Genomic DNA, 23207 nt, shown 5'->3' on the forward strand with positions numbered 1-23207 from the left:
GTGTGCGCGGGGCATCATCGTCGCCAGTGCCAACGGTTCGGTTTCTGCTTCGCTGCGGCGCGGTTTGCCTGCGGCCTGGGTGCTCAGACTAGGGCTCTGCGCGAAGCGCAGCCGAAGGCGATTACACGATGTCGGTAGCAGCAGGGACCACGGACAGTTTCGGGGCTCGTTCAATCATTGCTTGAAAGCCTACCGGCGGCCGTGCACCACGCGGCAGGCAGCCGGGCACACTCTGAAGCCCATACCCGTACAACACCCGCAGCACACTACGATCAATATTCGCCCGCTAGGGCAAGTCAACGCGCTTTTTGGTTACTTTTTGTCGCTCGGACAAAAAGTGACTCGCCGGCTACGCAGGCGAAACAGCAGCACCCGCCACTCCCCCTCCCCGTGCAAACTTTCAATTTGCAAGCTATGATCCCTAAAACTTGCAAATCAAAAGTAAAAACCCGCCGCAGTCACGGAGACCTATGCCCCCCACAGATTTCACCACCATGCCCTGCCCGGTGGCCCGCTCGATGGCGGTGCTCGGAGAGCGCTGGGCCATCCTGGTGCTGCGCGAAGCGTTCTACGGCAGCACGCGCTTCGATGAGTTCGAGAAAAACCTGGGCATCGCGCCCAACATCCTGAGCGCGCGGCTGAAGACGCTGGTCACGCATGGACTGCTGGCCCGCGTCACGCCTGAAGGCGGCGGGCGCCACGTCTACCAGCTTACGGAAAAGGGGCGGGACTTCTTCCCGGCCTATGTCGCGCTCAAGGCCTGGGCCGATCGCTGGATGACCGATGACAAGGGTCCGTTGACGGTGCTGCAGGACAAGCGCAGCGGCACCGAAATCTCGCCGCCCTCGCTCACGCGCGCCGACGGCAGCGCCATCACGCTGGACGACCTCAGTGTCATGCCCGGCCCTGGCGCCGGCCACTTGCTGCGGCGCCGCTTCGGCGAAGCCGCCGCCGAGCCGGAGGACAACCATGCCTGAAACGCCAGCCATGACCGTATCCAGTACCGTCGCCAAATCCGGCAGCGCCGACCCCGTACCGGCAACCGAGCTGGCGCGGCGCATCGGCAGCCTGGCCGGCCCCACTGCCGTGATTGCGCTGCTGCAGGCCGGCGCGCAACTGGTGGAGACCTGGCTCGCCGCACGCCAGGGCACCTCGGCCCTGGCCGGCTGGGCCGTGGTGCTGCCGTTCGCGCTGCTGCTGCAGCAGATGTCCACAGGCGCCATGGGCGGCGGCGTGGTGTCCGCCATCGCCCGCGCGCTGGGCGCCAACAAGCGCGAAGAAGCCTCGTCGCTGGTGCTGCACGCGCTCATCATCGCAGTCACGGCCGGACTGGCGTTCGCCGTCGTGCTGGCGGGCTTCCCGCGCGGCGTGCTGGGCGCGGTGGCCGGGGTCACGGCAGCGGAGGCAGCGGCCACCTATGCCATCTGGCTGTTTGGCGCGGGCGCGGTGCCGGCCTGGCTCGCCAATACGCTCGCTTCGGTGCTGCGCGGCGGCGGACGCCACGCGCTGGCCGCGCGCGTGCTGGCGCTGATGTGGCTGGCGTTCCCGCTGCTGTCGTGGCTGCTGGCCGAGCCGCTGGGCATGGGCCTGGCCGGCATTGGCGCGGCGCTGGCCGCGGTGTCGTGGGCCGCGGCGCTGGCGATGGCCGTGGTGGTGGCGCGCGGCGGCGCGGGCTTCGTGCCGGTGCTGCGCATGCGCCCGTCGCGGGCACTGTTCGCGCGCATCCTGTCGGTCGGGCTGGTGGCGTGCGCGCTGGCCTCGGTGGCCAACCTGACCACCATCCTCGTCACCGCGCAGCTGCGGCATCACGGCACGGCGGCCGTGGCTGCCTACGGCATCTCGGCACGGCTGGAATTCCTGATGATCCCGCTGGCGTTCGGCGTCGGCTCGGCGCTGACCGCGCTGGTCGGCCGCGCGGTCGGCGCGGGCGACTGGCATACCGCACGCCGCACGGCGTGGGTCGGCGCGCTGCTGGCGCTGCTCATCGCCGGGCTGGCCGGTGCGCTGGTCGGCATGATGCCGCACCGGTTCGCCGCGCTGTTCACGCGGGACCAGCAGGTAGCGGCCATTGCCGCGCGCGCGCTGTCCTGGGTCGGGCCGGCCTTCGGCGGCTTCGGGCTTGGCATGGCGCTGTACTTTGCGTCGATGGGCGCGGGCCGCATGCGCTGGCCGATGGCGGCCGGCCTGTGCCGGATCGGCCTGGCTGCCGGCGGCGGCTGGCTGCTGGCCAATGTCGCCGGCATGGGGCTGGACGGGCATTTCCTGGGCGTGGCGATGGGCATTACCGCCTACGGCCTGGTGACGGCGCTGGGCGTGCGCGAAGGGGAATGGTCAGCGCGCTAGGACGGGCGCATTGCCCTGCATGCCTGCGCCCCTGACCGCATCGGGCACCGCCGGCCAGCCGCCGCCCAGCGACTTGTACAGCGCCGCGGTGCCGTTGAGCACGTCGACCTGCCCCTGGATCGCCGCCAGCTGCGCGTCGAACAGCTTCTCGCGCGCGTTGGTCACTTCCAGGTAGCTCGAATAGCCGCCCTCATATCTTGCATAGGCCTGGTCGGCATAAACGGTCAGGCTTTTTTCCTGCTGGCGCAGGCTTCCCAGCCGATTACGCGTCTCGACGCCGTTGGCCAGGGCGGTGTTCACGTCGGCAAGCGCGGCCAGCACGGTGCCCTGGTAGGCCAGCATGGCCTCGGTGCGCTGCGCTGACGCCGTCTGCACCTGGCCACGGATCGCTCCGCCCTGGAAGATGGGCTGGGTCAGCCCTGCACCAACCCCCCACACCCGCGACGCACTGTCCCACAAACCCGCAGGTGACGAGGCGATCGCGCCGAACAAGCCGCTCAGGTTGACGGACGGCAGATAGAGCGCCTGCGCCGCGCCCAGTTGCGCATTGGCCGCCACCGCAGCCTGCTCGGCCTGCAGCACGTCGGGCCGGCGCGACAGCAGCAGCGCGGGCAGGTCGGCGCCCACCGGCGGCGCCTGCAGCGCATAGATGTCCTTGCCCCGCTCTATCGGCCCCGGCTGGCGCCCGAGCAACACTGACAGCGCGTTCTCCGTCTGCGCAATGCTGGTGCGGATCTGCGGAATGGAAGCCTCGGCGACATAGAAGTCATTCTGGGCCTGGGCCAGCTCCATCTCGGAGATGACGCCGCCTTCATAGCGCTGCTTGAAGATATCGAGCCCGCTGGCGCGCGAATCCAGCGTCTGCTTGGCGACTTCGAGCTGGGCGTCGAGCCCGCGCAGCGTGGCATAGCCCTGTACCACCGACGCGGCCAGCGACAGCACCACGCCGCGACGCGCGTACTCGGCATTCCACAGGCTGGCCTCGGCGGCCTCGGCCTGGCGCCGGATGCGACCCCACAGGTCCAGCTCCCAGCTTGCGTTGGCCAGCAACTGGTACGAATTGCGCGGCGCGTCGAACGATGCGAACTGCGTGCCGTTGAACGTGCCCGCGCGCTGGCGCGTGGCCGCCGCGTTCAAGTTCACGTGCGGAAATAGGCCCGAGCGCGCGACCATCAGCTGGCCGCGGAATTCGTCGATGCGCGCGGCGGCGATGCGCACGTCATAGTTGTTCGCCAGCGCCTCGTCGATCAGCGCATTGAGCACCGGATCGTTGAACTGGTTCCACCAGTCGCCGTCCGCCGCGATGGCGAGCTGGCCGGTGTCCATGCGGTACTGCGCGACATCGGGCGTTTCCGGCCGCTGGTAGTTGGGCCCGATCGCGCAACCGCCCAGCGCCACTGCCGCGCAGGCGCCCAGCATCCAGGCACGCGGTCTCATGATGGTTCTCCCGCCGCAGGCGTGGCAGGCGGCTGCGCCGCGCCGCCGGACTTGGGTTCGCCCTTCGCCTTGCCTTCGGACATGCGCTCCAGCCCCCAGAAGAACATCGGGATGAAGAACAGGGCGATCGCGGTGGCGCCCAGCATGCCGCCGATCACGCCTGTCCCGAGCGATTGCCGGCTGGCCGCCGATGCCCCGCTGGCGATGGCCAGCGGCACGCAGCCCAGGATGAAGGCCAGCGAGGTCATGATGATCGGACGCAGGCGCATCTTGGAGGCATGGATGGCCGCGTCGTAGGCGCTGAGCCCTTCCTTCTCGCGCATTTCCACCGCGAACTCGAAGATCAGGATGGCGTTCTTCGCGGCCAGCGCGATCAGCACGGTGAGGCCGATCTGGAAGTAGACGTCGTTCTCCATGCCGCGCATCAGGATGCCAAGCAGCGCACCGAACAGCGCGAACGGCACCGCCAGCAGCACGCCGAGTGGCAGCGACCACTTCTCGTATTGGGCGGCGAGGATCAGGAACACCATCAGCATGGCGAAAGCAAAGACGTAGGCCGCGGTGGAACCGGCGGACTTTTCTTCATAGGCCTGACCGCTCCAGGCGTAGGCATAGCCCTGTCCGAGCACCTCTTGCGCGGTCTCCTCCATCGCAGCGATCGCCTGCCCCGAGCTGTAGCCGGGAGCGGCATCGCCAACGATCTTGGCGGCCGGGAAGTTGTTGAAGCGCGTGACGATGTCGGGGCCGGGCACGTACTTGGTCGTGGTCACCGCCTTGATCGGCACCATATCGCCCTTGCTGTTGCGGACGTACACCTTGTCCAGGTCTTCCGGACGCGAGCGGAATTGCGGCTCGGCCTGCAGGATCACCTGAAACAGGCGGCTGTTCTTCGGGAACTGGCTCACATACAGGGAGCCGAACATCGTCTGCAGCGCGGAGTACACATTCTCGACAGGCACGCCCTGCGTTTCCGAGCGTTCGCGGTCCACCTCCACCAGGTACTGGCGCGAGCGGGAGTTGATGGTCGAATTCACGCCCGTCAGCTCGGGCCGCTGGCGCGCCTTCGCCATGAACTCGCGCACTTTCTCCTCGAGTTGCTGATACGTGCTGTCCCCGGTGCTCTGCAGCCAGAACTCGAACCCGCCGGTCGTGCCCAGGCCCGGGATCGACGGCGGATTGATCGGCAGGGCAAGCCCGTCCTGGTACTTGGAGAACTCCTGCTTGCCCTTGATGATCAGGTCATTGGCGCTTTCGCCCTTGCCGCGCTCGCCGAAGCCCTTGAGCGTGATGAACAGCGTGCCGGAATTGGCCTTGTTCTGGGAGTCGATGAGGCTGTAGCCATCCACGGTCGCCACCGACGACACACCGGGCTGCTTGGCCAGCCAGGTTTCAGCGCGCCTGGTGAGATCCCCGGTGCGGTCGAGGCTGGCAGCATCGGGCATGACCACGGCGCCGAACAGGTAGCCCTGGTCTTCCACCGGCAGGAACGAGGTCGGGATACGGATGAACATCAGGACGGTGACCGCGATCATGACCAGGATCAGGGCAATCGAGATCACGGTCCGGCGGATGACGACCTGCAGCGACTTGTCGTAGCCGCCAATCAGCTGGTCGAACTTGTTGTTGAACCAGGTGAAGAAGCGGTTCTTCTTGTGCTCTCCCGGCTTGAGCAGGATGGCCGCCAGCGCCGGCGACAGCGTCAGCGCCACCACGCCGGACAACGTCACGGACACTGCCAGCGTGATCGCGAACTGCTTGTAGAGCTGACCGGTAATGCCTGACAGGAAGGCTACGGGAATGAACACCGCCAGCAGCACCAGCACGATGGCGACCACCGGCCCGCTCACCTCGTCCATCGCCCGCTTGGCGGCCTCCTTGGGAGGCAGGTTGAACTCCGTCATGTTGCGCTCGACGTTCTCGATCACTACGATCGCGTCGTCCACCACGATACCGATTGCCAGCACCATGCCGAAAAGGGTCAGCATGTTGACCGAGAAGCCGAAGGCGCTCATCCCGACAAAGGCTCCGATGATCGACACGGGCACCGCCAGGATCGGCACCAGCGTGGCGCGGAAGCTTTGCAGGAACAGGTACACCACCAGGATCACGAGGATCACGGCATCGCGCAGCGTGTGCACCACCTCATTGATTGACTCATGCACGAACTCCGTCGTGTCCAGCGCGATTTCATACTCCAGCCCGGGCGGGAAACTCTTCTTCAGCTCGGCCAGCGTGGCGCGCACCTGCTTGGCCACGTCCAGCGCGTTCGCGCCCGGCTGCTGGTAGACCGCCAGCAGCGTGGCGGTCTTGCCCTTGTAACGGCTGCGCAGCGAATAGTCTTTGGACCCCAGCTCGGCGCGGCCGATATCCTTGAGCCGCACGATCGCGGCTTCGCCGGACTGCGCGCGCAGGATCATGTTCTCGAACTCGGCGGGCTCGGTCATGCGGCCCTTGGTAGCGATCGGGAACGTCTGCTGCACCGGCCCGGCCGTGGGCGACTGCCCGATCCGCCCCGCGGAGAACTGCTGGTTCTGGTTGGCCACAGCGTTCTTCACGTCCTCGGTGGTGATCCCGAGCGACGCCATGCGGTCCGGCCTGAGCCAGATGCGCATCGCATAGTCCGGGACGCCGAAGATGGAGGACTGGTTGGCGCCCGGGATGCGCTTGATCGCGTCCAGCACATAGATGTTGGCGTAATTGCCGACAAAGACCTGGTCGTAGCTGTTATCCGGCGAATAGATGGCGATCACCATCATGAATGCCGACGAACGCTTCTGCACCGACACGCCCTGCGACGTGACCTCGTTCGGCAGCGTGGGCAGCGCCAGGTTGACGCGGTTCTGCACGTCGACCTGCGCGAGTTCCGGGTCCGTGCCGATCTCGAAGTACGTGGTCAGCGTCAGGTCACCGGTCGAGGAACTCGTCGAGTTCATGTACATCATCCGGTCCGCGCCGTTGACCTGCTGCTCGATCGGCGCGGCCACGTTCTGGGCGACCACTTCCGCGCTGGCGCCCGGATAACGGGTCGTGACGGTAATCGTCGGTGGTGTGATATCCGGAAACTGGGCAATCGGCAGCTTGGTCAGGGCCACCAGGCCGCCCACCGTGATGACGATGGAAATGACCGACGCAAAGATGGGCCGGTCGATACAAAAGTGGGCAAGTTTCATGACTTGCCCCCTGTCGTCGCTGCGGCACCCGACGCCGGAGCCGGAGCCGCAGGCGCTGCGCCGCTGGCTGCGGCAGGCGCGGCGCCTGGCTTGGCCTCCACGGCCTTGACGGGCGCGCCTGGCACCAACCGCAGCGTGCCGCTGACCGCCACGCGCTCACCCGCCTTCAGCCCCGAACGTACCACCCAGTTGGCGCCGGTCCACTCACCCACGTCCACCACCCGCTGCTGGGCCTTGTTGTCAGGCCCGATCACCCAGACTGTCTGGCCTCGCGGGGTCTGCACGACAGCTTCCTGCGGTACGGCGATGGCATTCGTGCGCATGGCGCCATGCACCTTGACCCGCACGAACTGGCCCGGGCGCAGCACGCCCTCCGGATTGGCCACCTCCGCGCGAATCAGGTAAGTACCCGTTTCCGCGTTGAACGACGCATCGGCAAAGGCAATCCGCCCGTGATTCGGGAACTCCGTGCCGTCCGCCAGCACAATGACGACATCGAACTTGTCCTGGTCAGGGTACTTGACCGCGCCGGACTCGCGATCCGTGCGCGTGCGCAGCACTTCATTCTCGGACAGGCTGAAGTTGACCCGCATCGGATCCAGCTTGGCCACGTAGGTCAGCAGGCTGTTGGCGGCATCGATATAGGAGCCGGGCTGGCGCTTGGCGAAGCTCGACAGCCCATTCACCGGGGAGGTGATGGTGGTATAGCCCAGGTTCAGCCTGGCGCTGATCACATTGGCCCGCGCCCCTTCGACGGCGGCCGCGGCCGCCTGCTCCTTGCCGATGGCATCATCGAGGTCACGCTGGCTCAGGGCATTGCGCTCGGCCAGCGGCCGCACGCGCTTCAGGTCGGCCCGTGCCGTGGTCAGGCGCGCCTGCTGCTGGGCCAGCTCCGCCTCGGCCGCCTGCAGGGTTGCCTCGAAGGGCTTGCGGTCCATCACGAACATGGTCTGGCCAGCCTTGACCACGGCGCCTTCGGTATAGACCCGCTTGTCCAGGAAGCCATTCACGCGCGAGCGGATCTCGACCTGCTGCGAACTCTCGGTCTGGCCGACGAAATCGTAGACCAGTGGCACATCTCGCAACGCCACGGTCACGACGCCGACCTCGGCGGGCGGAGGTACCACCGCTGCCGGCTTTTCCTTGCTGCATCCCGCCACCAGCAGAACCGCGAGCAGGCCCGCTGCACTGCGCCAGTTGAGCATTGTCCTCACGTGACCTCCTGTGCCAGCAACCATGGCCGCCCCCCGTTCCGGACACGGCGGCCCCACGCCGCCCGATCCGGTGCCTGTTCAGGCAGGTTACGGCGCGCCAAAGGGCGCGCCTATTCAAACTTTTTGTGTCCGTGTTTACTCATTTCGTCGCGCCGGCCGGCGGTCATGCGCGGGCGCCGGTTGGCGCCGCTGCCGCCGGCTTCAGCGCCGGAATCCGCCGTGGAACCGGCCGCCGCCATGGAAGCCGCCGCCGCCGAAGCGGCCGCCCCCCTGCCACTGCTGCGCCGCGCCCTGGAAGCGCTGCTGCCCGACCTCGCGGGCCTGGCGTTGCTGTTCCAGCCGGCCCGTGACCTCGTTGCTGGTTTGCACGGGTTCCCAGCCGCCCGGCGTGTGCTTTTGCCAGCCGTTGTCGGTGTGCTGGTACACGGAGCCGTCGTGGCCGGCATAGACATTGCCGTTGTTCCAGACCACGGCATTGCCCTTGTCCGGATTGGCGACAAAGCCACGGCTGCCCGCCGTGTACTGGCCGGTCTGGGCATTGCCGGCGATGCCGGCCTCGGCCGCGCCGACGCGGCCGGTCTGGGCGTTATAGCCGGCCACCTGGCGCCCGGCCGCGTAGTTGCCCGTGTACGCATTGCCGACGACGCCGCCACGCCCGGCGCCTTCACGGCCGGTAGACGGATTGGCGAACGACCCCTGCCGCCCCGCCGCGAAATTGCCGGAATACGGATTGAACGCCGCGCCACGGCTGCCCTGGAAATGCGCGCCCGTGGCGGGGTTGAACCCGGAAGCCGCGGTGCCGCGCCATTCGGTGCCGGTCCAGGCGTTCCAGCCCTGGGCGTGGGTGACCGTGCCCTGCCCCCAGCGGCCGTAGAAGTTGGCCTGGTTCACGTTCACGTAGTTCCAGTTATAGGGGCCGCCCCACCAGTACGGCCCCCAGTACGGCGATGCCGCGCCCCAGAACGCGCCGGCCGCGAAGCCGAACGCAAACCCCTCGGCCAGGCCGATGCCGAAGCCGGCGCCATAGCCGTAGGTGACCGGATAGCCGTAGTAGACCGCGCCCACGTACGCCGGATAGACGTAGCCGGTGCCGTACACCACGGTGCCGTCGGCGCTGACCACCACGCCCATGTAGCCCGGGGTGTAGCCCACCACGACCGTGTCCGGCGTGACAGAGTAGATGCGCACGTAGGTCACGTAGTAGACCGGGGAACTCGGCGGAATGGTGTAGATGGCCGATGGCACCTCGGTCGCCACGCGCCAGGTGCCAGCCGGCGAGGGCGCCGTGAACCAGATGCCATTGGCCACGGCGTAGTAATGGCTGCTGTCCACCTCGATCACCGGCGTGCCGGTATTGACGGCGTAGCTGAGCGACGTGCCGGTGATCGGCACGAAGCGCGGCGCGCCGTCATAGGCCACGGTTAGCGCCGCCTTGGCGCGCGATACGGTTGCCGTCTGCGGAATGGTGGCGGCGATCGCGGCTTCCTTGGCCTGCGGCGTGCCCGGTACCGAGACCAGCACATTGGCCTTGGGATCGTTGGGCGAGATCTTTGCAAAATCGGCCGGCAACTCGCTGCCTGGCACGTATTCCCACGGACCGGGCAGCATCGTCGCGCGGAACCAGCGGCCCGACACCAGCACGTAGTAGTTGTTGGAGGCCGGATCCACGAACACCGCGTGGTCGGCATTGGACATGGCCAGCAGGCCGCCACCGCCCACCGGCGTCATCTGCGGGGCGCCGCTGGTCACCACAAGCTCGGTCGGCCGCGTTGCCAGCAGGATGTCAGGCCCGCGCGCGGGGCGCTTGCCGTCCGCCGGCAGCATCGCATCAGGCTTGGAGGACGCGGCGGCCTTGGCTGCAGCGGCCTGCAAGGCCTTCGGCACGGTCGACATCACCTCCCAGGAGCCGCCAGCGGACTCGGACCGGTACCAATAGCCTGCCGCCTGCAGGTACAGCTCGCCGCCGGACTCGCGCAGCAGCATGGCCCGGCTGTTGAGCGCGCGTTCGTAGCTGGTGCCCGGCACGGCGCGCCAGGCCGGCTCGCCATCGACCAGCACCAGCAGGGTCGGAGTGGTGGCAAAGATGATTTGCGGCGCATCGTTCTTCACTGTTACCCGCGCGGCGCTGGCCAACTGGCGCGAGACGGCGTAGCTGGCCTGGAGTTCGTCCAGTGGCACGGTCAGCCCCTGGGGCGGCAACCGGGCAAGCAGCGCGTTGCGCACCTGGTCGGCGGCATCGGGGCGCGTCGGCACTTCGACGCTTTCAATGGTGATCTGGGTCAGCTGGACCAACGCCGAGGGCTTGTCGATATCGGCGATCGCGGAGAAGTGGACCACGCCATAGGTCGGCGTCCCGTCCTTCGCGCCGACCGCCACCGCAGCGCGGCCTGCGATGCGGTTGCCCTCCCACTTTTCGATCTCGGGCTGGTACAGCTCCACATGCTCGCTGGCGGCATCGAAGTTGCGCGGCCAGGTCAGCGGCGTGACTGGCTTGGGCGGCGTGGCCGCCTGCGGCGCTACGGGCGCCAGCGCGATGCAGACGGCAGTCATCAGCGCGCTGGCGCGCGTCAGGCGAAAAGACATGGCTATCTCCGGCTGGGGTGACCCCGTGCAGGCAGACTATGCGTACGTTGGGCACGATGCTGCACAACCGGGCGCCCCTGTGTGCGAATCTAGATGAGCCCGCAAAGGCGGACAATCCGTTTCAAAAACATTCAGCACGCGAACGCAAAGGGCTCAGATCACCGAGGGCGGGGGCCATAGCGCGCCGGCCGCGTCACATGCCAATGCCGGTTGGATCACCGGAGATCGGTGGTAAATCCCTGTCACCGCCGTCAATGGCACATTGCGGCAGTGTCCCCCTTGAACGCCCCGCGCGCCGGCCCCATTTTTTCGGGACCGTCCCCCGAGCGCGCCCCCATGCCCCCACGGACCACTATCCTGACTGCCGGTGCCATCACGGCACTGCTGCATGCCTATATCGCCCTGCGCCTGCTGCCCGGCCTGCCAGTGCCGCTGGTGGTCAAGGCGCTGTGCGGCGCCTGGCTGGCGCTGTCATGCGCGCTGCTGCCCGCGGGCCTGCTGGCGCGCCGCGTGAGCCAGCCGTGGTCGGACGCCGTGTCGTGGGTCGGCATGCTGGCCATGGGGTTCTTCTCCACGCTGCTGGTGCTCACGGTTGGACGTGACATCGTGCTGGCCGGCGCCTGGCTGGCGAACTGGCACCCCCCCGGGCTGTACGCGTACAGCGCCGCCGCAGTGCCGTTGCTCGCCCTGCTGGTAACCCTGGCCGGCTATGTGAATGCGAGGCGACTCGCCCGCGTGGTTAAAGTCGATGTGCCGGTCAGCGGCCTGCCCGAGGCGCTGCACGGTTTCACGATCGCCCAGATCAGCGACATCCACGTCGGCCCGACGATCAAGCGGCCTTACCTGGACCGCATCGTCGACCGCGTCAACAGCCTGCAGGCCGACGCGGTGGCCATCACCGGCGACCTGGTCGACGGCACGGTGCGCGAGCTGTCCCCCCACACCGCGCCGCTGGCGCGGCTGCAGGCGCGCCACGGCGTGTACTTCGTCACTGGCAACCATGAGTATTACTCGGGCGCCGAATCGTGGATCGCCGAACTGCGGCGGCTCGGACTGCGCGTGCTGATGAACGAGCACGTGGCGCTCGATCATGGCGGCGCTGTGCTGGTGCTGGCCGGCGTCACCGATTATTCGGCTGGCCGCTTCTTTGAACACCACCGCAGCGACCCGCAGCGTGCCTTGCACGGCGCACCGCCCGCCGGCGCGCGCGTGCTGCTGGCCCACCAGCCGCGCACGGCGCCGGCGGCGGTCGAGGCGGGCTTTGACCTCCAGTTGTCAGGCCACACCCATGGCGGGCAGTTCTGGCCGTGGAACCTGTTCGTACCGATGCAGCAGCCGTACACGGCGGGGCTCAACCGGCATGAATCGCTGTGGGTCTATGTGAGCCGCGGGACGGGTTACTGGGGGCCGCCCAAGCGGTTCGGGGCGCCTTCGGAGATTACGCGGGTAAGGTTGGTGCGGGCGCAGGATTGATGCCGGACACGCCCTCGCTATCTGGCCACTCAAGAAAAAAAAGCCAGGCGCAAGGGGCCTGGCTTTTTTTCTGCGATCAAACCAATCAGCGCGAAATCGGCTTGTAGCGGATTCGCTTCGGCTTGGCGCCTTCCTCGCCGAGTCGGCGCTTCTTGTCCGCCTCGTACTCCTGGTAGTTGCCCGGGAAGAACTCCACGTGCGAATCGCCTTCGAAGGCCAGGATGTGCGTGGCGATACGGTCCAGGAACCAGCGGTCGTGCGAGATCACCATCACGCAGCCGGCGAATTCCAGCAGCGCGTCTTCCAGCGCACGCAGCGTTTCCACGTCGAGGTCGTTCGACGGTTCATCGAGCAGCAACACGTTGCCGCCGGCGATCAGCGTCTTGGCCATGTGCAGGCGGCCGCGCTCCCCGCCCGACAGCGTGCCGACCTGCTTCTGCTGGTCGCCGCCCTTGAAGTTGAAGCGGCCGATGTAGGCGCGCGACGGCGTTTCGTACCGGCCCACGGTCAGGATGTCGGCGCCGCCCGAGATTTCCTCGAACACGGTCTTGGTGCCGTCCAGCGCGTCGCGGCTCTGGTCGACGAAGGCCATCTTCACGGTCGGCCCGATCTTGATCTCGCCGCTGTCCGGCTGTTCCTTGCCCGTGAGCATCTTGAAGAAGGTCGACTTGCCGGCGCCGTTCGGGCCGATGATGCCGACGATGGCGCCCGGCGGCACCTTGAAGCTCAGGTTCTCGATCAGCATGCGGTCGCCAAAACCCTTGCTGACGTTGTCGAACTCGATCACTTCATTGCCCAGGCGTTCACCCACCGGGATGAAGATTTCCTGGGTTTCGTTGCGCTTCTGGTATTCCTGGCTGTTCAGCTCGTCGAAGCGGGCCAGACGCGCCTTGGACTTGGCCTGGCGGCCCTTCGGGTTCTGGCGCACCCACTCCAGTTCCTTGTGCAGCGCCTTCTGGCGGGCCGATTCGCTGGCCTCTTCCTGCTTGAGGCGGGCTTCCTTCTGGTCCAGCCACGAGCTGTAGTTGCCCTTCCAGGGAATGCCCTGGCCGCGGTCCAGTTCCAGGATCCACTCGGCGGCGTTGTCGAGGAAGTAGCGATCGTGGGTCACGGCCACCACGGTGCCCGGGAAGCGCGTCAGGAACTGCTCCAGCCAGTCCACCGACTCGGCGTCCAGGTGGTTGGTCGGTTCGTCCAGCAGCAGCATGTCGGGGCGCGACAGCAGCAGGCGGCACAGCGCCACGCGGCGCTTCTCGCCACCGGACAGGTGCCCGACCTTGGCATCCCACGGCGGCAGGCGCAGCGCGTCGGCGGCGATTTCGAGCTGCAGCTCGGCATTGTTGCCGTCGCTGGCGGCCAGGATGGCTTCGTACTTGGCCTGGTCGGCAGCAAGTGCGTCGAAGTCCGCATCCGGCTCGGCATAGGCAGCGTAGATCTCATCGAGCTTCTTGCGCGCCTCGAACACGCCACCGAGTGCTTCTTCCACCGATTCCCGCACGGTCTGCTCGGGGTCGAGCTGCGGTTCCTGCGGCAGGTAGCCGATGTTCAGGTTCGGCATCGGCGTGGCTTCGCCCTCGATCTCCTTGTCCAGGCCGGCCATGATCTTCAGCAGCGTGGACTTGCCCGAGCCGTTCAGGCCCAGCACGCCGATCTTGGCGCCGGGGAAAAAGGACAGCGAGATGTCCTTCAGGATGTGACGCTTGGGCGGAACGATCTTGCCCACGCGGTTCATGGTGAAAACGTACTGAGCCATGGAGTGCGGTGTCCGTGCTTTTCGGGAATTTGGGAATGGGCGGAGTTTAACAAAGCAGGTGTCCGCCGGTCTGCGAAATGCCCGAGTGCCCGGTACAATCGATAGTTCGCCGTAGCGCTAACGCATTGATTTCATTCGCCCATGAGCAAACCCGCCCTGACCCTGAAGTTCAAGTGCAAGAAGTGCACGAAGCCCGTCACGCTGTACCTGCAGAAGACCTCGGCCTGCTCGCATATCACGCCGTACCAGGGCTTCTGCAAGTGCGGCGAGCTGATGCGCCACGCCACCGGCGACAAGGACGCCGTGGAGTCCTTCGTCAATTCGCTGGACAACAGCTGGATGCACCACCATCACCACCACTGATCGGCGCGCAGTGAACGCGAACACCTGGCAGCCGTCCGCGAAGGACCCGATGCGCTTCCTGGGCGGCTATCCGCCCGGCGTGCTGGACCAGGTGCGCGACCTTGTGGCGACCGGCAAGCTGGGTGAGCACCTCGCCCGCCGCTACCCGCAGTGTCACGGCGTCCAGACCGACCGCGCGCTGTATGACTACACCAATGAACTGAAGCAGGAATACCTGCGCAGCGCACCGCCGCTGCACAAGGTTGGCTACGACGCCCGCCTCGACACGGCCCACAAGGCGCTGGGCCTGCATACCGCCATCTCGCGCGTGCAGGGCGGCAAGCTCAAGGCCAAGAAGGAAATCCGCGTGGCCTCGCTGTTCAAGGAGGCACCGCCGGAATTCCTGCGCATGATCGTCGTGCACGAACTCGCTCACCTCAAGGAGAGCGACCACAACAAGGCGTTCTATCGCCTGTGCGAGCACATGGAGCCGCACTACCACCAGCTGGAATTCGACACGCGCTTGTTCCTGGCGTGGCGCGAGTTGGGGAAGGCGGCCGGCAATGCATCGGCCGTCGAAGCCTGATCCCGGAGCCGCACGTCCCGCTCAGAGAAAGCCGATGGAAAACCACGGCACCAGCGCCAGCAGCAACAGCGCGATGAACAGCGCCGCCATGTGCGGCCAGACCCTCGGCATCGCCACGTCTGGCGAAACCCGCCCGATCGCGCAGGCGGCATAGAAGCCCACGCCAAACGGCGGCGCGAACAAGCCCAGGCCCATCGCGAAGATCACCACCATGGCGTAGTGCACCTCGTGCACGCCGACCAGCTTGGCGATCGGGAACAGCAATGGCCCGAACAGCACGATGGCTGGAATGCCCTCGAGCAGGCTGCCCAGCAGGACAAAGGCCAGCGCCGATACCAGCAGGAAACCAGTCTTGCCGCCGGGCACGGCAGACATGATCGTCACCAGGTCCTGTGCAAAGCCTGACTGGGTCAGCGCCCAGGCCATGGTGGTGGCGCAGCCGACGATCAGCAGGATCGCCCCCGACAGCGCCGCCGTGTCGACCAGCATCGGGTAGATCCGGCGCCAGTTGAACTGCCGATAGACCAGTACGCCTGCCAGCACGGTGTAGAAGATGCCGATGGTCGAGACTTCCGTCGCCGTGGCCACGCCCTCCACGACCGCGGTACGGATGATGACCGGCAGCGCCAGTGCCGGCAGCGCAACCAGCAGCGACCTGAGGATTTCCCGCCGCGACGGCCGCCCCGCGCCGCTCATGTCTTCGTTGCGCGTCTGGTACCAGACCACGAGCGCCATCATCACCAGCCCGACCACGGCAGGCATCAGGCCACCGATGAACAGCGACGTGATCGATACTCCCGTCACCGACCCGACCGTGATCAGCACAATGCTGGGCGGGATGGTTTCCGACATCGCCCCCGACGCCGACAGCAGCCCGATCAGGTCGCCATCCCGGGCGCCGCGCTGCTTCATCTCGGGAAACAGCGCCGGCGCCACTGCCGCCATGTCGGCGGCCTTGGAGCCGGAAATCCCTGAAACGATGTACATCGCGCCGAGCAGCACGTACTGCAGCCCCCCGCGCACGTGCCCAATCAGTGCTACCAGGAAATGGATCATGGCGCGCGCAAGCCCCGTCATCTCGGTCAGTGCGCCCAGGAAGACGAATAGCGGCACCGCTAGCAGGATCAGGTGGGACATGCCCTCCTGCATGCGGTTCGGAATGATGGACAGCGGCGTATCGGTGGACAGCGCGAGGTAGCAAAGCGTGGCAAGCCCGAAGGCGAAGGCAATGGGCATGCCGACGGCGACGCAGCCGACCAGCATCAGCAGGAAAAAGATCACCAGATTGGCATTGCCGAGTTCCATCAGCACGGGCGACAGCAGCCACAGCACGCCGGCGCCGGCCGCCACCAGCGCGCCGCTCGCTGCAAGCTGCTTCAGGCTCGCAAGCGCCAGCAGGCGGATGACGGCAGTCACGAGCATCAGTACGGCCCCGGCAAGCACCGCACCGGCGCGCCAGGCTTCGCTGATCTCCAGCGTCGGCGTCAGCACGTCGACGTGTTCTGCCAGGTGTTCCCATGCAGGCCGCAACAGCAGCAACAGGAACGCCACCACCATCCACATGCCGAAGGCATCCAGCCACGCGCGCCGGCGCGGCGGCGCGTTCTTGATGAAGGTGGTGAGCTGCATATGCGCGCTGCGCTGTAGCGCGATGACGGCGCCGAACATCGCCAGCCAGAGGAACAGAATGCCGGCAAGTTCATCGGTCCACGCCACCGGCGCATGCAAGGCATAGCGCGCAAACGCGCCGCCGCCGAGGATCAGGATTTCGGCAACGACGATCAGCGCTGTCGGCACCTCGACCAGCCAGGCCAGGATGCGCCCCCAGCGCGCGCTGATGGTCAGGGGTGCATGTGCGGGCGGGACCAGGGTCCCGGAGGTGGGCTCCATCACTGTCTCCTCTTTCGCGGTGGCGGGGTTCGAGCCGGCCTCAGGCCAGGGGACCCGTGTATTGCTCCAGCATCCGCCATGGCTCGTCGCCAAACTTCTGCCTCCACGCCGTATAGAAACCCTCGCGTTGCAGCAGCTGGCGGAACGGCGCCGGATCGGGCCGGTTGAAGGTGATGCCGAGCCGGACCATCTCGCCCTGCGCATCGACATCGGCGCGCGCAATGTCTTCGCGCTGTTTCAGCGCCGCGGCCGTGAAGCGCGTGGTGAGCGATGCCTGCACCTCGCGCGGCAGGGCCTGGAATTTCTTCGCGTTGCCGAAGATGAAGTGTCCGTCCCAGGTATGCCCTGTGAGCGAGCAGTACTTCTGGACTTCATAGAGCTTGCCGCTGCGGATCAGCGAGAGCGGCGTCTCCTGCCCGTCCACCACCCGGGTCTGCAGCGCCGAATAGAGGTCGGCGAAGGGTATGACCGTCGGCGACGCGCCCAGGGTCTTGAACATTGCAACCCAGAGCGGGATCGCGGGCACGCGGATCTTGAATCCCTTCAGGTCCGCAGGCGTGTTCACCGGCCGGACAGAGGATGTGATGTGGCGATAGCCGTTATCGAGGCACTTTTCGAAGACGTGCAGGTTCACCCTGGCAAGCGCGGCCCGGACATAGGCGCCGAGCGCCCCGTCCATCGCGGCCCATACCGTGGCGTAGTCCTTGAAGGCATAGGCAACACCGTTGATGCTGGCGGCCGGCACCCGCGTCTGCAGGTTGGTGCCGGCCGTCGACATGAAATCGATGGCGCCGGCCAGCGTCTGCGAGATCATGTCGGGCTCGCTGCCCAGCTGGCTGTTGGGATAGACCTGCAGGTCGACCTTGCCACCGGTGTCCCGACGAATGGCTTCGGCGGCCTCCTTGATACGCACCGTGCCCGGATGGTCCGCAGGGAAAGCGGTACCGTACTTGAGCCTGATGGCGGCGCTCTGGGCGAACGCCCTTCGCACGGGCAATGCCAGTGCCATGCCACCGGCGGCGAGTGCGCCGAACTGGCGGCGGGTAAACAGCTTGGCCATGAAGTCGTTGTCTCCTTTTGTTCATGGGTGTGGCTTAGCAGGACAGCAGTGCAACCGTGCCGCGCTCGCCCAGTACCTTCAGATGTCCGGCAAGGCGGTGGGTAAGCGGCTCTGGCCACGGCTCGTCGCCAAAGACGGCGGCATGGGCCAGGGCCTGCCGAATGGCTGCCGCGTCGCAGCCCGCCGCGCGCAGCCGTGCGGCCAGCGCCGGGGCACCGGGATCGCGGATGACGAGCGCCTCGCCGTGGTCGCTGCTTTCGCTGCGCAGGTAGTGCAGCCACACCGCCAGCGCGCGCTCCAGGTATGGCCGCTCGATGCCTGCGGCAGCGCTCTCGCGCAAAGCCGGCAGCCAGCGCACCGGGATCTTCTGCGTGCCGTCTGTCGCGATCTGCGCGGTGTGGTGCTCGAGCGCGGCATTGCGGAAGCGGCACAGCAGTTCCTTGCCGTAGCGGCTCACGTCGAATCCCGGCGGCGCTGCCACGGTGGCGCGCAGGTCGTCCATCGCGCCCCGCGCGAAGGCCTCGAGGACCGGATCGGCCATCGCCGCGGCAACGGTCTCGATGCCGCACAGCTGCGCGGCATAGGCGATCGCCGAGTGCGTGCCGTTCAGCAGCCGCAGCTTCATGGCCTGGAAGGGCCGGACATCGCCGGTCAGCAGCGCTCCACCCGCTTCCCATGCGGGCCGCGGCCCGGCGAAGCGGTCCTCGATCACCCATTGCGAGAACGTCTCGCAGACAATGGCCGCCTCGTCACGCAAGCCGAGGCGCTGCTGCGCCCAGTTCAGCGATGCCGGCGTGGCAGCCGGCACGATGCGGTCCACCATGGCGTTCGGCAGCGCCACATCGTCCCGGATGCGCCGCGCGAGCACCGGATCGATCAGCATTGCGTACTGCACCAGCAGCCTGCGCAGCGCATCGCCGTTGCCGGCCATGTTGTCACAGCACACGATGCTGAGCGGCGCATCCGGTGGCCGCCGGCGCAGGCCGGCCGCCAGCACGCCGAGCGTGCTTCTTGGTGCGTCGGGACAGGACAAGTCGTGCTGGATATCCGTATCGGCGGTGTCGAGGTCCGAGGTGGACGGGTGCTGGCTGTATCCCTTCTCCGTGACGGTGCAGGTCACCACGGATACGGCCGGGTCCGCGAGCGCCCCAAGGACCTGCTCCAGCGCATGCGGCGCGTAAAGGGCCTGCACCACCGCGCCCACGATGCGCGTGGTCGCCTCCGCGCCTTGCCGCTCGGTGACCGAATACAAGCCATCCTGCGCAGACAGCGCACGCGCCATGCGTGGTCCCCGCAGGCTGACGCCGACGATGCCCCAGCGCGTGTCGCCGCTGCGGATCGCCGCTTCGGTGTACAGCGCCTGGTGCGCGCGATGGAAGGCGCCCAACCCGATGTGCACCACGCCGCGCGACAGGCGGCTGCGGTCGTAGCCGGGCTGACGCACGCCTGCATTGGCGCTGCAGAGGGTACGCTGCGCCAGCCTCATGGCCGGTACCTCGATCGTTTGCAATGCTGCATCGTGCCTCGAATGCCTGCTGTCTGAACCGAGGCTCAACGTACCACGGGGTACCCGCACAAACGTGCGGCCGTTTCGCCAGACCTATGCAGAAGGTGCGCTTTACCGCTGCAGAAGCTGCCTCCACTCCCCGTGACGCCCCCGCTATAACCTGCGTGGCATGCCTTCCCCTCGTCGGGATTTCCCCCTTGCACGCAGCGCCAGGAGCACGCCTTGAAGATCGAACGGATCCAGACCATCGTCACCTGCCCGGGCCGCAACTTTGTGACCGTCAAGGTCGTGACGGACGCAGGCGTGCATGGTTTGGGGGATGCCACGCTCAATGGCCGGGAAATGGCCGTCAGGGCCTATCTCGACGAACACGTCATTCCCTGTCTGATTGGGCGGGACCCGCGCGATATCGAGGACATCTGGCAATACCTTTACCGCGGCGCCTACTGGCGGCGCGGGCCCGTCACGATGACCGCCATCGCGGCCATCGACATGGCGCTGTGGGACATCAAGGGCAAGCTGGCGGGCATGCCGGTGTACCAGCTGCTGGGCGGCCGCAGCCGCCACGGGCTGATGGTATACGGCCATGCCAATGGCCGCGACCACAGCGAAGCCATCGATGCCGTACACAAGCATATCGAGCAAGGCTACAAGGCAATCCGCGTGCAATCCGGCGTGCCGGGCTTGGCGAAGGTGTACGGCGTGGGCAAGCAACAAGGCCACTACGAACCCGCGGAGAAAGGCCTGCCCCCGGAGGAGCCGTGGGACACCTCGCTCTACCTGCGCCACGCGCCGGAGCTCTTTCGCAAGGTGCGCGAGGCGGTCGGCTTCGAACCCCATCTGCTGCATGATGCGCACCACCGGCTGACACCCATCGAAGCGGCCCGCCTCGGCAAGGCACTCGAACCCTACAGCCTCTTCTGGCTGGAGGATGCCACGCCAGCCGAGAACCAGGACGCATTCCGCCTCATTCGCCAGCACACCACTACGCCGCTGGCGGTCGGCGAGATCTTCAATTCCATCTGGGACTGCAAGGACCTGATCAGCAACCAGCTGGTCGACTACATCCGCGCCACCATCGTGCACGCCGGCGGCATCACGCACGTGCGGCGCATCGCGGACTTCGCCGCCATGTACCAGGTGCGCACCGGCTTTCATGGCGCCACCGACCTGTCTCCGGTGTGCATGGCGGCCGCGGTCAACTTTGGGTTGTGGGCGCCAAACTTCGGCATTCAGGAACTGATGCCGCACAGCGCCCTGACCGACGAGGTCTTTCCGCACAACTACCGCTTCGAAGATGGCTACCTCGTCATGGATGAAGTGCCGGGCCTTGGCGTCGACATCGACGAGACCCTGGCCGCCAGGTATCCGTACGAACGCGCCTACCTGCCGGTGGCACGCCTGCGTGATGGCTCGATGTGGCACTGGTAATCCGGCCCAGGCCTTCAGAACAAGGACTCAGGATGTTGAGCGTTGTCGTCGATCAACCGAACAGCATGGCCGTGTGCGAACGGCCAACCCCCGCGCCCGCTCCCGGTGAAGTCCGCGTGCGCGTGCGTTATGCCGGCATCTGCGGCTCGGACCTGCATATCTTCCACGGCAAGAACCCCTTCGTGGCCTATCCGCGCATCATTGGCCATGAGTTCGTGGGTCGCGTCGACGCGGTCGGCGCCGGCGTCGACACGTCGCGCATCGGAGAGCGAGTGGTGGTGGATCCGGTGATCAGCTGCGGACAGTGCCATGCCTGCCGGATCGGCCGGCAGAACGTCTGCACCCACCTGCAGGTCATCGGCGTGCACCGCGACGGCGGCTTCAGCGAGTACGCGTGCGTACCGGCGCGCAATGCCTACGCGGTTCCCGATGGCTTGCCGACAACCAGCGCCTCGGTGATCGAACCGTTCGCCGTGGCGGCCAACGTCACCTACCGCACCGGCGTGCTGTGCGAAGACATTGCACTGGTCTATGGCGCCGGGCCGGTCGGTCTCAACCTGCTGCAGGTGCTCAAGCGCGTGTACGGTGTGCGCACTTTCATCACCGATCACGTTGACGAGCGCCTGGCGCTGGCGCGTGGTTGCGGTGCCGAAGAGGACGAAATCATCAACACCGCGCGTGAACCGCTGGAGCTGGCCCTTGCGCGGCGCGGGGTGGATGGCGGCCCGACGCTGATCTATGACGCGGTCTGCCACCCGTCGATCCTGGAAGAGGCGGTGCGTCTTGCCGCGCCGGCGGGCCGGATCGGCGTACTGGGCTTTTCCGCGACGCCGTCCGCGATTCCGCAGCAGGAGCTGACAAAAAAGGAGCTGAGCGTCTACGCGTCGCGCCTGAACTGCGCGATGTTCCCTACGGTGATCGACTGGATCTCGCGCGGACTGGTGGATCCGGGCCACATCGTCACGCACCAGTTCGACTTCCGCGAAGTCGCAAGCGCCTTCGACCTGGCTGAGCGCAATCCGCGCGAGAGCTGCAAGGTGTTGCTCGATTTTGGCGAGCCCGCATGATATGGCGATGTGGCGTATGCCGCTGTACGGAAATGCGAAGTGTCCTATCGATTCGTCATCGGCGCCGAGGAACACTTGAGGCCGTCCTCGCGTTGCGTTGACCGGGTGTGGAAGCCTGAATGCATCGACCGACCAAAGGAGCGCTTCGGCGCCCTTCTCATTCGCGTACGCGCTTGTCGTCGTTTCCATGGCGGGCCGGACACGAGGCAGCCGCAAGGCTGACCGGTTTTGGTCGATACACCGGTTTTCCACCCTCGTCGTCAAGGTCCGCCGCCCTCCCCTCAATAGTTCGCGGTCGACCTTCTACACACCATGGAGGTCAAATGTCCACAATCGATGTTTCCGCAGCGAACTCCAGCCTGCAGCAAGTCAGCGCAGGTCTTGAAGGGGTTCTCGACTTGCTTGAGCAGCAAAGCGAGCGATCGGAGAAGTGCTTCAGCGCGTTCTGCCTGCTCGGATTGCTGAAGGCGCAGTTGGAATGGGTGCTCGCTTGTCAGATGTCGGGGCAAGAATAGACGGCGCGGGCTCGCCGGCTTGTGGCCATGCATGGGTCGGCGTGCTTGACGTGCGCCAAGAACGACAGCTCGTCGACCATTCTGCCCCTGACCTGACCATCATTACGGTCATGGAAGTCACTCGGGTGGGCATTGAAGCTCGAGTCACAGGGCCAGGACGAGAGCGTGGCGGCATAAAGAGAAGGGGCTACGCATTCACGTAGCCCGATTCCGTTATCGCGACAACACCCACGTCGCCAGCGTCTTCAAATCCGCCTCATCCAACTGCGGGAAGCCTGGCATCGGCACCTGCCCCCACCTGCCACTGCCGCCGTTGCGAATGCTCTGCATCACCTTGCCCGTAGCATCGGCATTGCCTGCGTACTTGGCCGCCACGTCATGAAAAGCAGGGCCGACCACCTTCTTGTCGACCGCATGGCAGGCGCTGCACTGGTTGGCGCCGAGCAGCGCATCCGCCGTGCGCGGTCCGCCATTGGCCGCTGCCGCGGCGGGCACGGGAACGGCCGCTACGGGCGTTGCGCTGCCGCGCTCCGCGCCATAGGTCTTGACCAGGTAGTCAACGATGGCCGGCATGTCTTCGTCGCGCAGCGGCGCGCCGAAAGGCTTCTTCATCTTCTTGACGGTCGCGTCCCAGTAGGCGCGGCTGGAGGTCTGCGGCTGCGTCTCCACGTACTGCGCCGAATGGCAGGTCATGCAGTTCTGCTGCACCAGCCGGTAACCGGGCAGATCGCTCGGACGATAGGCGGCGGTTTCCGGGGGCAGGGTCACTTCCAGCGCCATGGCTGGCACGGCGATGGCGGCGAGCGCGGCGGCGATCAGGGTCTTCATGTTCATGA

At 66.6% G+C, this 23207-nt stretch carries 17 protein-coding genes; 8 read left to right on the forward strand and 9 right to left on the reverse strand.

All coding sequences use genetic code 11. The features are described from left to right. The first annotated feature begins 470 nt into the window (after nt 1-470). On the forward strand, nt 471-977 hold the full coding sequence (locus tag CupriaWKF_RS15435) for a helix-turn-helix domain-containing protein (protein WP_276098706.1): 507 nt from the start codon (nt 471-473) through the stop codon (nt 975-977). Beyond that, nucleotides 970-2343: an MATE family efflux transporter gene (locus tag CupriaWKF_RS15440; RefSeq protein ID WP_276098707.1), complete on the forward strand. Its 1374-nt coding sequence runs from the start codon at nt 970-972 to the stop codon at nt 2341-2343. The genes CupriaWKF_RS15435 and CupriaWKF_RS15440 overlap by 8 nt, the downstream gene beginning before the upstream one ends. Here the strand turns inward: CupriaWKF_RS15440 and CupriaWKF_RS15445 are convergent. The 4 genes from CupriaWKF_RS15445 to CupriaWKF_RS15460 form a co-directional block, all read right to left on the reverse strand. After that, the gene (locus CupriaWKF_RS15445; protein WP_276098708.1) at nt 2332-3780 is read right to left on the reverse strand and encodes an efflux transporter outer membrane subunit; all 1449 of its coding nucleotides are present in this window, start codon (nt 3778-3780) and stop codon (nt 2332-2334) included. The genes CupriaWKF_RS15440 and CupriaWKF_RS15445 overlap by 12 nt on opposite strands. Beyond that, nucleotides 3777-6950 (reverse strand): multidrug efflux RND transporter permease subunit, encoded by a 3174-nt coding sequence (locus CupriaWKF_RS15450; protein ID WP_276098709.1) that lies wholly within the window; start codon nt 6948-6950, stop codon nt 3777-3779. Before CupriaWKF_RS15450 ends, CupriaWKF_RS15445 begins: the two co-directional genes overlap by 4 nt. Continuing rightward, nucleotides 6947-8155 (reverse strand): efflux RND transporter periplasmic adaptor subunit, encoded by a 1209-nt coding sequence (locus CupriaWKF_RS15455; protein ID WP_276100828.1) that lies wholly within the window; start codon nt 8153-8155, stop codon nt 6947-6949. Before CupriaWKF_RS15455 ends, CupriaWKF_RS15450 begins: the two co-directional genes overlap by 4 nt. A 210-nt stretch (nt 8156-8365) precedes the next feature. Further along, nucleotides 8366-10747, reverse strand: a complete 2382-nt coding sequence (locus CupriaWKF_RS15460) for a carbohydrate-binding family V/XII (protein ID WP_276098710.1) — start codon at nt 10745-10747, stop codon at nt 8366-8368. Nucleotides 10748-11083: 336 nt separating this feature from the next. On the opposite strand from CupriaWKF_RS15460, the gene CupriaWKF_RS15465 reads away from it, so the two are divergent. Then, on the forward strand, nt 11084-12220 hold the full coding sequence (locus tag CupriaWKF_RS15465; RefSeq protein ID WP_276098711.1) for a metallophosphoesterase: 1137 nt from the start codon (nt 11084-11086) through the stop codon (nt 12218-12220). 85 nt (nt 12221-12305) lie between these two features. Here the strand turns inward: CupriaWKF_RS15465 and ettA are convergent, their stop codons facing one another. Beyond that, the gene (ettA, locus tag CupriaWKF_RS15470) at nt 12306-13973 is read right to left on the reverse strand and encodes an energy-dependent translational throttle protein EttA (RefSeq protein ID WP_276098712.1); all 1668 of its coding nucleotides are present in this window, start codon (nt 13971-13973) and stop codon (nt 12306-12308) included. 141 nt (nt 13974-14114) lie between these two features. Between ettA and CupriaWKF_RS15475 the strand changes: the two genes are divergently transcribed. Then, nucleotides 14115-14336, forward strand: coding sequence for a hypothetical protein (locus CupriaWKF_RS15475; protein WP_276098713.1), 222 nt, complete (start codon nt 14115-14117; stop codon nt 14334-14336). Nucleotides 14337-14385: 49 nt separating this feature from the next. After that, nucleotides 14386-14901 (forward strand): M48 family metallopeptidase, encoded by a 516-nt coding sequence (locus tag CupriaWKF_RS15480; protein WP_276100829.1) that lies wholly within the window; start codon nt 14386-14388, stop codon nt 14899-14901. 21 nt (nt 14902-14922) lie between these two features. Here the strand turns inward: CupriaWKF_RS15480 and CupriaWKF_RS15485 are convergent, their stop codons facing one another. The 3 genes from CupriaWKF_RS15485 to CupriaWKF_RS15495 are packed head-to-tail and all read right to left on the reverse strand — an operon-like array spanning nt 14923 to nt 19337. Next, on the reverse strand, nt 14923-16791 hold the full coding sequence (locus CupriaWKF_RS15485; RefSeq protein WP_276098714.1) for a TRAP transporter large permease subunit: 1869 nt from the start codon (nt 16789-16791) through the stop codon (nt 14923-14925). Nucleotides 16792-16831: 40 nt separating this feature from the next. Beyond that, nucleotides 16832-17851: a TRAP transporter substrate-binding protein gene (locus tag CupriaWKF_RS15490; RefSeq protein ID WP_276098715.1), complete on the reverse strand. Its 1020-nt coding sequence runs from the start codon at nt 17849-17851 to the stop codon at nt 16832-16834. A 34-nt stretch (nt 17852-17885) separates the two neighbouring features. Further along, nucleotides 17886-19337, reverse strand: coding sequence for a mannitol dehydrogenase family protein (locus CupriaWKF_RS15495; protein ID WP_276100830.1), 1452 nt, complete (start codon nt 19335-19337; stop codon nt 17886-17888). A 243-nt stretch (nt 19338-19580) separates the two neighbouring features. Between CupriaWKF_RS15495 and manD the strand changes: the two genes are divergently transcribed. The 3 genes from manD to CupriaWKF_RS15510 all read left to right on the forward strand — a co-directional run bounded on the left by manD (nt 19581) and on the right by CupriaWKF_RS15510 (nt 22371). Further along, the gene (gene manD / locus CupriaWKF_RS15500) at nt 19581-20789 is read left to right on the forward strand and encodes a D-mannonate dehydratase ManD (protein WP_276098716.1); all 1209 of its coding nucleotides are present in this window, start codon (nt 19581-19583) and stop codon (nt 20787-20789) included. 32 nt (nt 20790-20821) lie between these two features. After that, complete coding sequence (locus CupriaWKF_RS15505) at nt 20822-21856, forward strand: Zn-dependent oxidoreductase (protein WP_276098717.1); 1035 nt, start codon at nt 20822-20824, stop codon at nt 21854-21856. A 323-nt stretch (nt 21857-22179) separates the two neighbouring features. Next, nucleotides 22180-22371, forward strand: coding sequence for a DUF1484 family protein (locus tag CupriaWKF_RS15510; protein ID WP_276098719.1), 192 nt, complete (start codon nt 22180-22182; stop codon nt 22369-22371). Between the two features lie 213 nt (nt 22372-22584). Here CupriaWKF_RS15510 and CupriaWKF_RS15515 read toward each other — a convergent pair whose 3' ends face one another. After that, nucleotides 22585-23205, reverse strand: a complete 621-nt coding sequence (locus CupriaWKF_RS15515; RefSeq protein WP_276098720.1) for a c-type cytochrome — start codon at nt 23203-23205, stop codon at nt 22585-22587. Between the last annotated feature and the right edge of the window lie 2 nt (nt 23206-23207).

Origin of the sequence: Cupriavidus sp. WKF15, from assembly GCF_029278605.1 — a bacterium.
Lineage (GTDB): Bacteria > Pseudomonadota > Gammaproteobacteria > Burkholderiales > Burkholderiaceae > Cupriavidus.

Coding starts and splice junctions, on each gene's coding strand:
- CupriaWKF_RS15515 (WP_276098720.1), bottom strand. CDS start 23,205: ATGAACATGAAGACCCTGATCGCCGCCGCGCTCGCCGCCATCGCCGTG.
- CupriaWKF_RS15490 (WP_276098715.1), bottom strand. CDS start 17,851: ATGGCCAAGCTGTTTACCCGCCGCCAGTTCGGCGCACTCGCCGCCGGT.
- CupriaWKF_RS15510 (WP_276098719.1), top strand. CDS start 22,180: ATGTCCACAATCGATGTTTCCGCAGCGAACTCCAGCCTGCAGCAAGTC.
- CupriaWKF_RS15455 (WP_276100828.1), bottom strand. CDS start 8,155: ATGCTCAACTGGCGCAGTGCAGCGGGCCTGCTCGCGGTTCTGCTGGTG.
- ettA (WP_276098712.1), bottom strand. CDS start 13,973: ATGGCTCAGTACGTTTTCACCATGAACCGCGTGGGCAAGATCGTTCCG.
- CupriaWKF_RS15485 (WP_276098714.1), bottom strand. CDS start 16,791: ATGGAGCCCACCTCCGGGACCCTGGTCCCGCCCGCACATGCACCCCTG.
- CupriaWKF_RS15440 (WP_276098707.1), top strand. CDS start 970: ATGCCTGAAACGCCAGCCATGACCGTATCCAGTACCGTCGCCAAATCC.
- CupriaWKF_RS15435 (WP_276098706.1), top strand. CDS start 471: ATGCCCCCCACAGATTTCACCACCATGCCCTGCCCGGTGGCCCGCTCG.
- CupriaWKF_RS15480 (WP_276100829.1), top strand. CDS start 14,386: ATGCGCTTCCTGGGCGGCTATCCGCCCGGCGTGCTGGACCAGGTGCGC.
- CupriaWKF_RS15465 (WP_276098711.1), top strand. CDS start 11,084: ATGCCCCCACGGACCACTATCCTGACTGCCGGTGCCATCACGGCACTG.
- CupriaWKF_RS15460 (WP_276098710.1), bottom strand. CDS start 10,747: ATGTCTTTTCGCCTGACGCGCGCCAGCGCGCTGATGACTGCCGTCTGC.
- CupriaWKF_RS15450 (WP_276098709.1), bottom strand. CDS start 6,950: ATGAAACTTGCCCACTTTTGTATCGACCGGCCCATCTTTGCGTCGGTC.
- CupriaWKF_RS15445 (WP_276098708.1), bottom strand. CDS start 3,780: ATGAGACCGCGTGCCTGGATGCTGGGCGCCTGCGCGGCAGTGGCGCTG.
- CupriaWKF_RS15505 (WP_276098717.1), top strand. CDS start 20,822: ATGTTGAGCGTTGTCGTCGATCAACCGAACAGCATGGCCGTGTGCGAA.
- CupriaWKF_RS15475 (WP_276098713.1), top strand. CDS start 14,115: ATGAGCAAACCCGCCCTGACCCTGAAGTTCAAGTGCAAGAAGTGCACG.
- CupriaWKF_RS15495 (WP_276100830.1), bottom strand. CDS start 19,337: ATGAGGCTGGCGCAGCGTACCCTCTGCAGCGCCAATGCAGGCGTGCGT.